A 13,065-nucleotide genomic window follows, 5' to 3' on the forward strand; every position below is an offset into this window, starting at 1 on the left:
TTCCTAAAGGTTAGTTATTCACATTTACGTCCTGTAACGGCTGCAACTCCTCCATAAAATCAAGCAAAGATCCTACAGTAAGAAATGCTTTTGGGTCTACCTCATCCTCTGGAACGCATAGCTTTACATCCATTTCTATATATACAATGAGTTGTAACATCATTACTGAATCAATATATAAATCTTGATTTAAACGCATCGTTTCTTCTAAATGCGTTACATTTTTCAGTTCCATTTTTTCTGTCATAATTTTTAATACAGCATTCTTTAACGCTTCCCGTCTCATATTGTAACCTCTCCCATCTCTAGTAACTTTCTACTTACTTTTCCAGTTTTATTTTTCGGAATTTCAGTTACACTTTCAATCTCATGCGGAACTTTATAAGATGGTAAATGCTGCATACACCATTCTCTTATTTGAACTTGATCAATATGAGAGATTACTTTCGCTTTAACAATTTCCCCCATGACAGGATGTTTCCCTCGATATACAATCGCCTCTTGCACACCTTCCAATCGAAGCATCGTTTCTTCTACCTCTATAGGAAACACTTTTAATCCTGAAACGTTAATCACATCGTCCATACGTCCCATAAAATGAAGGCCACGTTCAGATTTATACCCTAAATCTTTCGTGAAAATTTCCTTATCATTCATTTTCACTACGATTTCTTCCGGTTCATTTTCATCTGAACCTATACTTATACTCGCATGAGGTAGCGGGTTTCCTAAATCTAAATGGCTTTTCATATCATGACATATACTAATACAACCTGCTTCAGAACAACCGTATTGTTGCATCATATATGTTGTCGTTTCTTTTAGTTTATAAAATAATGCTTCTGGCAAAGGTGCTCCGGATGTCATAATTTTATGAAACTGAAACGTTCCTTGCGGAAAACTCCCCATAATATGTAGCATAAGTGGTACTGCATATATGATATGTCTTTCTGTATTGCGAACTATATTTAATGCGAATTTAGGGTTTTTATTCGTAATGATGATAGGTTTGCTTCCCCTCGTAATTGCAGATAACGTACCACATATTAATCCGTATGAATGTGAAACAGGAGCCATAACAATCGGTACTTCATCTATTTCACAGTTTAAAGCTTCATTATAAGCCTTAATTTCTGTATCAACTTCCGTCCATGCTCTACGAATCAGTTTCGGTTCTCCTGTAGTTCCAGAACTATATTGCAATAAAGAAGGCTCTTCTGCTAAATAATTCACTGCTTCTAATTTCGTAAAATCGCTATTTTCTCCATATAAAATTCCGATACAATTTGCACGCTTCGCCATTTCAATAGCCGTTTCTTTTGGCGTATCTTCATGTATAAGTAACACGGATGATTTCTTTTCTTTTAAGAAAAACACAAGCGTAATAATATCGAATGGATCTTTCAGACAAAGTGCAAATCTATTTCCTGCTGCTTCTTGAAATTGTTCCATTTCCTCATAAGCTTGTAATCTCAAATCAAAATCACTTTTGCTATACTCTTCTCTATTAACAATTAGCATAATTTCCCCCTGTAGCAACTGATTTTTGTATGTTAAGTTGTCTTGCTCTATACAATGGATTTGGAACTTCATGAACTAGCGATTCCACATCCATATACAATCGACGCTTCGTTAATTGCTCCGCATAGAATGTAGGAGTGTATAACTGAATACTTTCAAATCTATCTTTCAAATGTGGATATTTTCTAAAATGATTTTCAATTTCTTCGGCCACTATCATCCAAAAACTTTCTTCTTTCCATTCATATTTATCCGCAAGTACGAAAGCTAACTCTCCTACATTAAATAAGAACAGTGCATCTAGTACCATCTCTTGTAAACATTCGATACGATCCATTTCAAAGAAATCATTCATTTTTCCATTCGCATACGTTTTATGCATTTTAGTAAAGTCCGGACATTTATTCATTTCTTTTAAGAATGGACGATAAAACTCAAGTCCTTCATGAAAATCCTTTAATGCAATACGGACAGGTAATCCTTCTTTATGAACTAAAATCATATTTTGACCGTGTGATTCGAGTGCGATCCCATGCTCTACAACAAGATGTATAACTGGTATAATCGCTTTTTGAATAAGTAATCGTAGCCAATTCTCTATCCCATATTTGTTTAACCATGCATCAATAATGGGTGTTCCATCTTTCTCTTTTGCATATAATCCGTTAAAAGGAACTGCATCCTCTTGCTCACCTAAATAATGATGAACACTTTCACGCCAAATACACCCTAATGAACCATATGTGGCTTTCTTATTCGTATCATACATTACGCTCGAAAATTCCTTTAACAAAATTACACGTGATTCATCCCTTAAATAAGAATCTTGACTTACGACATTACTTAACCAATTCGATATAGCTGGTGCACTCGCAACTGAATATGGTTTCAGCGTACGGAGTGTCGAAGTGTTAAGTATGTTCAGCGATACCTTTACATATGGTCTCTTTGGATTCGTAACATTTCTTAACGTTCTCATAGATTGTTGCGCACAATAATCATCCGCTGATTCCCCTAAATAAATAATACCTTTATCCTGTATATCCTCAGCGTAATTTGAAATGATAAAATTTTCCCACTGCCAAGGGTGAACAGGTATAAACAAATACTGCTTTGGATCACATCCCATACTGTGAATTCGTTCCTTATACGCTTCTAATTTACGCTCGCCTACTTCGCTTTTTAAAATTTTGTCATAAATCACTTCATTTTCATAACCTACAGTGGCATTTTTCTTATGCGCTGCGATCCATATAAGTTTTATTGGCCTCATAAATTCATATCCATATCGAAAATTGTCTCGATATTGAAACCCAATGCGCGCTTTATAGCTAGGATGATACGGGTGACCGTCAATTAAATGGTTTTCCAATTCATCGTATGATTTTTGAGTATATTTCAACTTATTACATCTTTCATATTGTGCAATCGTATCTTTAAATATCGTTTGTTCTAATTCGTGAATAAAAGAATCTAATTTCGTTTGTTCTACGTTAACAACTCGAAAAACTTCTTCCAAAAATTGCGCCACTGATTGTATTTCTTGTTTTCCATCTTGAACTCTTACTATTAATGAATCTATAGAGATACGTCCAAATGTTATTCGTTCTCTTCCGTAACATTCGTACGTGACACTTTTATTGTCCTCATCAAGTCCTTGTATAAGAAAAAGAATTTGTTCTTCTTTTTCTATACGAACTGGCGTAATGATCCCCTCATAAATTAACGACTCTACTAATTGACGTAAAACTCTTCTTCGTACTGAAATATAATCTTCTGACTCAATCGCTTTCAATATTTTCGTATGATACATATCCATTCTCATAACCCCCTCTACCTTGCAGAAAATACCATTATTTGTATTACGTGAAATTTTAACCTTATTTATGAACGAACAGCCACTTCTCTAACGAGCGGATTCTGTACTTGTACGTAAATTGCTTGTTCTAAAGGATTACTTAACTCGTCGACATCGAAAAATCTCGTTAATAAATTTGCTTTACATGCCAACTTATCCTCTTCCAACAATTCTCTTAAAAAGGTAGAAGGTTCACGATTATATGGAAGGAACGATTCAAGTACAGTTCTTAATTCCGTGAGGAGAATTTCCTCCCTAATTAATCCAGCTGTACCAAATCCGTTAATGAGCCCAAACATATGATTAAAAATTAAGTAGTAACGAAATCTTTCATCTACAATATAGTCGTCATATAAATTTCCAGTACGTTCTCCAATACCAGCTAACTCATTATTAAGCATCTCTTTCATTGAATTACAGAAATAAAAACCCTGATTATCACGGAAATAATATTTGACCGGATAACCATCCTTTAGCTGAACAACGCTATTTTGCTGATGAGCTTCTAATGCAACACCATACTGTAAATACATCCATACCATCGGCTTTAAAGAAATATTCATATATCGTCTAAACCACTCTAAACTTACTTCTTCACAGCTTCTACTTTCTAAATCTGCTAGGCGATGAATAATATTTGATAAACGAGTACGTTCTCCAGGGATAGCGTCTTGCACTAGCCCTGCAATTAATGTAGCGTCATTGGCATGTTCGCTATAAAAAGGATTCTCTCGAATAATCACTTCAAATCCAGATTCTTGTGTTCCATAATTTAATGTAATAAAGGCTGGATCGCAAATGAAATCAAAGCCTGGAAACTTTTCTAACACTTCACCAATCGCCGTATTTAACATTGCCTTCCCTTCAAGACCACTCTCTAATTCCTTTAATTTATTAATGCGCATTGAATTTGTTACTTTTACTGGGAATGAAAACTTAAGCATATACTTTGCGTCAGGATGATATAACGTCCTAAGTGATGATGTTGCCATATAACACTTACCGGTAGGACCGATATATTCAAGTACTCCTTGCTCTATCCAATCCTGAACGTAAGGTTGGTGTAATAACCACTCTGCCTGAAGCGGATGAATTGGAAGTAATGAATATTCATCTTCATTACAATACTTCGATATAAATTCCTTACTAACCATCTCATCATTGCGTAACTCTTCTTTTAAAATTACTGTTGTAGAATCTAATAATAATGATTTTTCATTCACAATACTTTTATGTGCCCGAAAATAATGCAGCTGGCATTCTCCTTTTAATTCTGGAGAATACATCGCACTTTTCCATTCCAAAATACCTTGTCTACTCTTTGGGGTTGGATGCGTTAAATGTCCAAACAATAAAGATTGCTCCGCCTCTATAAAGGATGTATGGAAACCGTATAATGCAGATGTATCTTCTTTTCTCTCTTTTGTAAATTCCTCAATATTTTGACAACTACGAATAACTCGAAGCATAAGTTCAGCAGGGTTCGTCCCTTCTCCGTAGTTGATAGACATCTCTTTTATTAAGAATGTTATAACTGTAACGTAATCTGCTTTCATAACAGAATTACTATCTCCCATTTGGTAATAAAATTGTTCTCCAAACAAATGGCGATCTGTTGGTGATTTATATATAACTTCTCCATACAAAGTAATGTTTTGTGCCGATAACCGACAGCATAAATAAGTAGAGCAAGTATCTCTTTGAAATGAATGGTAGAAAATATCCTCTATCCTTTTATCCTCTGTAATCCATTCTCCACTTCCTGTTTCTCTTAAATAACAATTTAAAAAACTTTGTATTGTTGCATGTTCCGCGATTTGTTTCGCATGCTTCATACTTGCCCTCCTCTTTCTATAAACACTATCGGAATTTCATATTACAATCGATAATTGAATATCGTTATCAATTATGATTCTAATTGATAACGATATTCAATTCAATAGTATATTTCAGAATTTTTTTATGAAATGTAATTTTTATTTTTTTCTTTCTTTTTTTAATCTAGTTAAAAAATACACTAAAAAAATTCTTGTTTTCAAACTATTTAGCTACTATTTTTTATAAATCCATCAAAAAGTGGAGCAAAGTATACATTATTTGGTATACCTTGCTCCACTTTTTGTTTACATAATATTATTATTTATACTAATCTGCATAACTGTTTGTATAACAAATTCAAATCCCTCCAACAATACGCTGTCTCTTCCACCTGTACTCGCTCTAAAAATTTCGTATCCATTTTTTCTGGATTAAATTTTTCATAAAACTTTTTAGAAGGATTATTCGTAACAACCCAAACTAATAGCGATTGCATATTATTGTTTTTACAATCCGATAAGAAAGCTTGAAATAACTTTTGTCCTATTTTCATTCCTTGATACTCTTGTAAAAGGTAAATCGCATATAATTCTCCCTCACAATTGTATGTACCAGTTCTTTCTACTCCTCCATCGATGAATCCAACTATTTCTCCATTTAACGTCTCTGCTACAAATCTAAATTGATGGTTACTTTCTTTTTGAAAAATGTTTTCCCATTGTTTTTCTCGTTGCTCATATGTTATATTTTCTAAAATCTCGTTAGGGAATATGTCTTTATATGTTGTTTTCCAACTATCAGCGTGAACTTTTGCTATACATGGTATATCATCTTTTATCGCTCTTCTAATACGTACCTCCATCATTCTCTCCCCCCTTGTTTACTCATCATCATATCAATTTTCCCCTTAAAAAACCAAAGAAAAAAGAGTGAATTTACTTCACCCTTTTTTCTTACAATTATCTACTTTCCACTTCAACTGAAACAACACGATCTATCTCTTTTAGTGAACTATACAGCTCAGTTGTATATAAATCTTCTGGAGCTAAAATAACCATCTCCAATTGCTGAAATGCTCCACTATCTATATCTTTAATCTTCACTCGTTTTACATGCATACCTAAATTTTTAATTTGCTTAAATATACCATCCAACTCATGATGCTCTTTTACAGTAATTTTTATAGATAAATCTTTTTGTCTTAATGAATACGGTCCTGCAATTTTCACAAGTTGCGGAAGTACATTAATTGCTAAAATAATTAAAATCATAGCAACCGTCGCTTGTAAATAAAATCCTGCTCCAATCGCAATACCTAAAGCTGAAGCAGCCCACACCATAGAGGCGGTCGTTAATCCAGAAATAACATCATTACTTCTTCGTAAAATAACACCTGCCCCAAGAAAACCAATTCCACTCACAATTTGAGCAGCTAGACGCATTGGATCCATATTTGTATGCCCTGGAACAGAATATACATGTACGGATTCAATTGAAACCATCGTAATTAAACAACTTGCTACAGAAATAACCATACTTGTTTTCACACCAAGCGGTTTATTCTTTAGCTGCCTATCTATCCCGATGAATAATCCTAAAAAGAGTGCTAAACCTAATTTGAGTAAAAATTCATATGACATATTTCCATTCTCCTTACTTTACAATGTTTCCCTTGGAATAATTCACTATAACTCTTTTATGATATCAATTCCAGTCTTTTCTATTCATTTAACGTAAAAAACCGAAAAAACATTTGTGACAATGTTTCTCCGGCTTTTTATTACGCTTAAAACTCTTCTTTATTTCTTATCTTTAATCTTAATCTCTGCATCTTTGTAGAATGCTAATTTACTGTCATTATACTCTTTTGTAAAATTGTTAAATTGCTCTTTTGATTTTTGTGCTTCCACAGTTAATTCATTAACAGCCTTAACTTTTTCACCAATCTCTTTTAATTTCGTTTCTTTTACTTTTAATTTTTCATACAATTCTTTTTCAGTCGCTAACGCCTTCGTATAATTTTCATTCATCTTTTGGAATGCATCATAACGATTTTTATACGACTCTTCTACTGCTTTCGCTTGTTTTTGTAACTTTTTATCTTCAAGCTTCTCTATATTTCCTTGAACGGATTTCGTTTCTTTCTGAGCTTTTTCTAGCATTTCTTTCTCATTTTTCAATACTTTTTCACGGTCATCTACATTTGCAGTAGCTTGCTCTATTTTCTTCATAACAGCGTCATTATGATCTTTACCTTCTTGTAAAATTTGAGAATATAGTTCTTGGCCTTCCTTCTCTAACTTCTCTAATTTTTTCGCTTCATCAACTAATGATTTTTCTTGTGTCGCCGCTGTTTCAAAAGCTGTATATAGGTTTTCTTCTGGTTTTTCACCGAAGCAACCTGTTAATAGTCCTACTGATAGAGCTCCAACTACTGCTACTTTTCCATACTTCAACGTTCATTCCTCCATTACATACGGTTATCATGCCAGAAATTCACTGGGAAGTGACTTTCTTCATGATAAGCTTCAAACTCATAACCCTTTTCTTTTAACCCTTTTAAAATTGCTGGCACAGCAGCAACAGATTGCGGATGAATGTCATGCATTAAAATGACTTCTTGTGGTTTTGTTGCATTTGTTAATACATTTTGAGCAATTTGTGCTGCAGCTGCATCAACTTGCATTTTGTTATATTTCCAGTCTAATGAATCAATTGTCCAATCCCACACTTTAAAGCCGCCTTCTACCACTTTATTTCGAAGACCTTCATTTAATCCTGGCATCGAACCGTATGGTGGACGTGTTAATTTAGGTGATTTCCCAATAATATTGGCGATTAAGCTTTGATCCTCTTTCATCTCATTTACATACTCGCCATTCTTATATAACTTTGCAAAATTATGCGTCATACTATGCATTCCTACGTAATGACCTTCTGCATTTTCTCGTTTCACTAAATCTGGAAACTCTTTTACATTCGCTCCAATTAAAAAGAATGTCGCTTTCGCATCATGTTGTTTTAACGTATTTAATAATTCAGCCGTATATTTCCCTGGGCCATCATCAAATGTAAGATAAGCAACTTTTCTTTCCTTGCCATTAAAACGACTTGGTGCCGTTTTATTCATTTCTACTTTTGGTTGTTCACTTGCGAGTTGTACTACATTTTCTTGTTTTGCAACAGCCTTTGCTGGTGAAGTAATGGATTGAAACATGAAATACCCAATAGCTACTGCTGCAATCGCTATTAAAACGAATACTACTCGTTTAATTTTAAAAGCTTTTTCCATTCTATCGAATTCCTCTCCCTATTAATCTTATATATAAATCACCCAATATAATTATACATCTATTTATTTTATTACACTATATAAACAGACTTTATATGTATTATAATGGGAGTTTTATCAAAATGGTCGTTCCTATTCCTTCTTTACTTATAATATTTATTGTACCTCCATGAAGCTCCACCATTTTTTTTACGATAGCTAAACCAAGACCAGCACCTGTAGCATAATTATTAATCTGGTAAAATGACTGTTCTATATACGGTAAATGCTCTTTAGCAATTCCAATCCCATCGTCTTTCACCTTTATGATTGCTTGTCCTTCATTTTTAGTCGCTTCAATATATACTTTACCATTTTTATGTGAATATTTAATGGCATTTTGAACAATATTCAAGAAAATTTGCTTTAGCCTATTTCGATCTCCTGTCAATTCAATTGGTTCTATAGTTTTGATGAATTGCATTTGCTTCTCTTCAGCATTAGGAGTTAATTGCCAAATCGTCTCCTCTAGTATATCGTATAATTGCACCTTTTGTTTATATAAATTAAAATGATTTGATTGCAACCTTGAAAAATCCAACAATTCTTCTACTAAATGAATTAATCTGTCTGTCTCACCTGAAATAATCCCCATGCCTTGCTTTATTTCTTCTTCCGTTAAATGATCTACCGTTTTTAACGTTTCACTCCAACCTTTAATTCCAGTTAAAGGGGTCCGTATTTCATGAGAAATAGAAGCAATAAATTCATTTTTCATCTGTTCCGCTTTTTCTATTTTATCAGACATATGATTTAAACTATGTGCTAACTCACCTAATTCACCAGGATAATCTTCTTTAATTTTCTTCTTTAATGTCCCTTCTGCAATTTGAGAAGAAGCATGAATTATAGATTCGATCGGTTTAACAAACGAATTCGCTAACCGTCTACTAATTAAGAATACAATTCCTGAAATAACAATACCTACAGAAATCGTAAACATAATAATTTCAATAATCTTGGCATTTACATGTGTTAATACAGTCGTATATTTTAAAACACCGATCGTTTGTCCTTGATGAATCAGCGGACTAATCACTTCTAATTGTTTCACTTTGTCTTTCGTAGTAGTCACTTGGTGGTACATTTCTCCTTCTAGTAACGAATACGGAATAACTACTTTACCCTCTGTCTTTTCTCCACTTGACGATTGTATAATCGTACCATGTCGATCAATTAATTGTAATTCGGTTCCTTCTAACTGAAAACTCTCAATTATATCCCCGCTATATTCTTGCAAACGAATAAAGTATAATGAATTGTATTCAGAGAAAAATCGTGTACTTGTCCTCGCATGAGATTCTACATATTGCACAATACCGTTATAATAATATCGATAAACGGAGACTGAAAATACGACTTCAAATAATACAAGCATAAGTATAATGACCGTCATAAAATATAAAGTCACTTTTCTTTTCATCTTATACTTTCCTTCCACACATATCCTTTTCCCCACACAGTCAGAATAAATTCAGGTTCTGATGGATTACATTCTATCTTTTGACGTAACCGCCTCATATTTACATCTACTACTTTCGTCTCACCTACATAATTCGTTCCCCAAATCATATTTAAAATTTCATCACGTGAAACCGGTTTTGAAGCCTGATTCATTAAATACTGTAATATCATATACTCTGTAGGGGTTAAATCGACTAGTTGTCCACTTTTATATAATCTTTCTTCTATTATATTTAATAAAAACGGACCAGATGTGATGGTATGTGCTTTTTCATCATGTACTTCTATTCTTCTTAGTAACGATTGTATACGTGCAGTTAGTTCCACAGGACTAAACGGCTTTGCGATATAATCATCTGCACCAATTCCTAACCCTTGTACTTTATCTTCATTTTGTACGCGCGCGGTTAACATAATAATACCTATTTTTTTATTTTCTTCCCGGATTGCTTTACAAACTTGAAAACCATCCATTCCCGGTAACATTACATCAAGCAATGCTACATCAACAGTATGTTCACATAAAATCTGTAACGCTTCTTCTCCAGTACTAGCTTCTAATACATAAAATCCAGCACGTTTCAAATTTAAGACGATAAAACTACGAATAGGCATTTCATCTTCTAAAACTAAAATTGTTGGCATCATTTCCACCTCCCTACTCTTGTTGATAATCCGCTAGCGGCTTCACATATGCTTTCACTTTTTCAAAATGTGGTTGTTTCGGTACAGCATATACGTGAGAAGCTGTTTTAACTGCTGCCTCGTATCCTTTTATTTTGAACCAATCTTTCCGCTTAAATATATGGACTTCAAGCCATGTTTCATTTGTACTTGTCTCCAAAAACTTTTGAGAATTTGATTCCTTTTGCTCATTTGATATCGTAATTTTTCCTATTAACTCTTTAGGGATTTTCACATAATATCCCTTTTCTATATCGATATATCTTTCTTCAATTGGTTTAATTCCCGATTCACTCCACTGTATGTAACGTTCAAAGAGCGGACTATCACCATGTGGTTTATCTTCCCAACCTTTTGGACGTACAGTACGAACAAATTCAATAATGCCGTCTTCATTAACATCTTTACTTTCTACAACATATTCATTGAACAAATCTTCTTTCCCATCTATAGGTAATACCTCATAATGATTCTCATCAAATTTTGCTACATACGTTATACCTGAATGAGCACCAACTCCTGCATCAATTACAATCGCCTTTAGTGATTTAGAAATACGGCCCATTTGTATTCTTTGAATGCTATTTATAAATGGATCGAATGACACTTCCGATAAAGTCTTAAATTGTTCTATGAACTCTACCGTAAACTTCTCATCTTTTTCATATGTAACAAGGCTTAAATCATTAAGACCGTTTCTATTTAGATCATCTATAAATAGCTTTGTATAACCTCGATTATAAATCTCCTTCATATCTTCATTTTCTTCCGAAAAAACATACATAACATGTTCTAAAGATTCACGATTTAGAGAAATTCCGATTAATAATTCTCGTTTCCCGTTCCCTGTAAAATCACCAACTTCAACAATATCTACATCTCCACCATCAAATCTATGTTCAGACTTCATTTTCCAACTATTTCCGTTTTTTTCGTATACAGCTAAATATACAATGTGATCTTTATTCGGCAATTTGTAAAATATGATGGCTTCTTTTTTATTATCTTGTTTAAAATCCATTGACCAAATCATCTGTTTATCTTTATTAGACATTGGAGTAAGCAATCGATAATTAACAGGCAAATCTTTATCTATTTGCTCTTTTAGTTCATTAATCCATTTCTCATTGGCAGGAGCTTCCATTAAATTTGTTGGAGCTTCAGACATTTTACATCCAGTCAATATAAAAATGATTCCCATAATGCCTATCCATTTCTGCATATACTATCTTTCCTTATTACAGATTTTCATTATTTCTCTTTACTTTTGCTTCTCCAATATTCTCATACATATGAGTATAATTTTTCTACAATAAAAAATCGTTACAGAAAAGTTACAAATCGATTCCGATAAAAAAAGATTGGCAGAAGCCAATCTTTTTTATTATTCATTTCGAACTGATTTTGGTGTTACACCTAGATGATGATTCAATTTATTTGAAATGTCTTTTACATTTTTTTCGTTTGGAATGTAATAATAAATACCTCCGATACGTTTATCTGTACCTTCTATTTGCATTTTTTCCATTTCTAAATTAGATCCTGCCATATTTTTCGTAATAGCAAGCATATCATCGAAAGTTAAGTTCGTTTTCATATTTTTATCAACTGCATCAAGTAAAGAGCCCATTTTGCTAATTGATTGGACAGACATCGCTTTTTTAGCAATTGCTTCAATTACAAGTTGTTGTCTTTGACCACGCATTGCATCACTGTCAATTTTACGCGTTCTTGCTAGCGCAAGTGCTTGTTCTCCATTTAAATGTTGGTAGCCTTTCTCTAAATGAATCATACCTGCTTGGTCTTTACTATCTTGTTCGGTGAAAGTAACTGGTACATCGATATCAATACCACCAAGTGAATCAACAATTTGCACGAATGATTCAAAGTTAAACTTCACATAATAATCAACAGGAACATTTAAAAATCTTTCCACCGTATCGCGTGTACTTTCAACACCACCAAATACGTGTGCATGTGTAATTTTATCTAATTTCTTTCTAGATGGAATATATACACGGGAATCACGCGGAATACTTACTAATTTAACTGATTTATCATCTTTATTAATTGTTGCTAATAAAAGTGCATCTGTGCGAACGGCTTCACCATACTGACTTTTTCTCATTTCACTACCGTCTACACCCATAATTAAAATAGAGATGTTATCCTTTAAAGGTTCAACTTCTTTATCACGCTTCGATGACTTATCAATTTGCGCATACGCGTCACTTACTACTGCTTTTGCTTTATTATATATTAACGATCCATATCCTACTCCTCCAAAAATAAGTAAGAACAATGGAATTATAATGAACCATTTTATTGATTTTCTTTTAGAACGTTTTTTACTGCTTCTCGTATTTTGTTCTAATTCAGAGCTCATAAC

Annotated in this window: 12 protein-coding genes; all 12 read right to left on the reverse strand. The window is 33.4% G+C overall.

The features are described from left to right. Positions 1 to 10: 10 nt before the first annotated feature. Complete coding sequence (gene asbD / locus ACVWY7_RS07805) at positions 11 to 286, reverse strand: petrobactin biosynthesis protein AsbD (RefSeq protein ID WP_001250565.1); 276 nt, start codon at positions 284 to 286, stop codon at positions 11 to 13. Beyond that, a complete protein-coding gene (gene asbC, locus ACVWY7_RS07810) occupies positions 283 to 1,521 on the reverse strand; it encodes a 3,4-dihydroxybenzoic acid-AMP ligase AsbC (RefSeq protein ID WP_456523739.1) in 1,239 nt (412 codons plus the stop codon). Before asbC ends, asbD begins: the two co-directional genes overlap by 4 nt. Next, complete coding sequence (gene asbB / locus ACVWY7_RS07815) at positions 1,508 to 3,346, reverse strand: petrobactin biosynthesis protein AsbB (RefSeq protein WP_031302420.1); 1,839 nt, start codon at positions 3,344 to 3,346, stop codon at positions 1,508 to 1,510. The genes asbC and asbB overlap by 14 nt, the downstream gene beginning before the upstream one ends. 59 nt (positions 3,347 to 3,405) lie before the next feature. Beyond that, entirely contained in the window at positions 3,406 to 5,214 is a 1,809-nt protein-coding gene (gene asbA / locus ACVWY7_RS07820) for a petrobactin biosynthesis protein AsbA (protein ID WP_001990353.1), read from the reverse strand. A 305-nt stretch (positions 5,215 to 5,519) separates the two neighbouring features. Continuing rightward, entirely contained in the window at positions 5,520 to 6,059 is a 540-nt protein-coding gene (locus tag ACVWY7_RS07825; protein ID WP_181188841.1) for a GNAT family N-acetyltransferase, read from the reverse strand. A 97-nt stretch (positions 6,060 to 6,156) separates the two neighbouring features. Next, positions 6,157 to 6,837: an MgtC/SapB family protein gene (locus ACVWY7_RS07830; protein ID WP_000119508.1), complete on the reverse strand. Its 681-nt coding sequence runs from the start codon at positions 6,835 to 6,837 to the stop codon at positions 6,157 to 6,159. Between the two features lie 159 nt (positions 6,838 to 6,996). Further along, positions 6,997 to 7,653, reverse strand: coding sequence for a YkyA family protein (locus ACVWY7_RS07835; protein ID WP_000873555.1), 657 nt, complete (start codon positions 7,651 to 7,653; stop codon positions 6,997 to 6,999). Positions 7,654 to 7,667: 14 nt separating this feature from the next. After that, the gene (locus tag ACVWY7_RS07840) at positions 7,668 to 8,489 is read right to left on the reverse strand and encodes a peptidoglycan-N-acetylglucosamine deacetylase (protein ID WP_000409386.1); all 822 of its coding nucleotides are present in this window, start codon (positions 8,487 to 8,489) and stop codon (positions 7,668 to 7,670) included. 100 nt (positions 8,490 to 8,589) lie between these two features. Next, positions 8,590 to 9,951, reverse strand: coding sequence for a sensor histidine kinase (locus ACVWY7_RS07845; RefSeq protein WP_105989508.1), 1,362 nt, complete (start codon positions 9,949 to 9,951; stop codon positions 8,590 to 8,592). Beyond that, on the reverse strand, positions 9,948 to 10,637 hold the full coding sequence (locus ACVWY7_RS07850) for a response regulator transcription factor (RefSeq protein WP_001142162.1): 690 nt from the start codon (positions 10,635 to 10,637) through the stop codon (positions 9,948 to 9,950). Before ACVWY7_RS07850 ends, ACVWY7_RS07845 begins: the two co-directional genes overlap by 4 nt. A 13-nt stretch (positions 10,638 to 10,650) precedes the next feature. Beyond that, on the reverse strand, positions 10,651 to 11,898 hold the full coding sequence (locus ACVWY7_RS07855; RefSeq protein WP_001174809.1) for a hypothetical protein: 1,248 nt from the start codon (positions 11,896 to 11,898) through the stop codon (positions 10,651 to 10,653). A gap of 162 nt (positions 11,899 to 12,060) precedes the next feature. Next, positions 12,061 to 13,062 carry an LCP family protein gene (locus tag ACVWY7_RS07860; RefSeq protein ID WP_073523116.1) on the reverse strand — a complete coding sequence of 334 codons (1,002 nt, stop codon included), beginning with the start codon at positions 13,060 to 13,062 and terminating at the stop codon, positions 12,061 to 12,063. Positions 13,063 to 13,065: the final 3 nt, after the last annotated feature.

It is taken from the genome of Bacillus sp. TE9106W, from assembly GCF_054062215.1.

Excerpts from the sequence above, each read along its gene's own strand:
- asbD (WP_001250565.1), bottom strand. The coding sequence starts at position 286 with ATGAGACGGGAAGCGTTAAAGAATGCTGTATTAAAAATTATGACAGAA.
- asbC (WP_456523739.1), bottom strand. The coding sequence starts at position 1,521 with ATGCTAATTGTTAATAGAGAAGAGTATAGCAAAAGTGATTTTGATTTG.
- asbB (WP_031302420.1), bottom strand. The coding sequence starts at position 3,346 with ATGAGAATGGATATGTATCATACGAAAATATTGAAAGCGATTGAGTCA.
- asbA (WP_001990353.1), bottom strand. The coding sequence starts at position 5,214 with ATGAAGCATGCGAAACAAATCGCGGAACATGCAACAATACAAAGTTTT.
- ACVWY7_RS07825 (WP_181188841.1), bottom strand. The coding sequence starts at position 6,059 with ATGGAGGTACGTATTAGAAGAGCGATAAAAGATGATATACCATGTATA.
- ACVWY7_RS07830 (WP_000119508.1), bottom strand. The coding sequence starts at position 6,837 with ATGTCATATGAATTTTTACTCAAATTAGGTTTAGCACTCTTTTTAGGA.
- ACVWY7_RS07840 (WP_000409386.1), bottom strand. The coding sequence starts at position 8,489 with ATGGAAAAAGCTTTTAAAATTAAACGAGTAGTATTCGTTTTAATAGCG.
- ACVWY7_RS07845 (WP_105989508.1), bottom strand. The coding sequence starts at position 9,951 with ATGAAAAGAAAAGTGACTTTATATTTTATGACGGTCATTATACTTATG.
- ACVWY7_RS07850 (WP_001142162.1), bottom strand. The coding sequence starts at position 10,637 with ATGCCAACAATTTTAGTTTTAGAAGATGAAATGCCTATTCGTAGTTTT.
- ACVWY7_RS07855 (WP_001174809.1), bottom strand. The coding sequence starts at position 11,898 with ATGCAGAAATGGATAGGCATTATGGGAATCATTTTTATATTGACTGGA.
- ACVWY7_RS07860 (WP_073523116.1), bottom strand. The coding sequence starts at position 13,062 with ATGAGCTCTGAATTAGAACAAAATACGAGAAGCAGTAAAAAACGTTCT.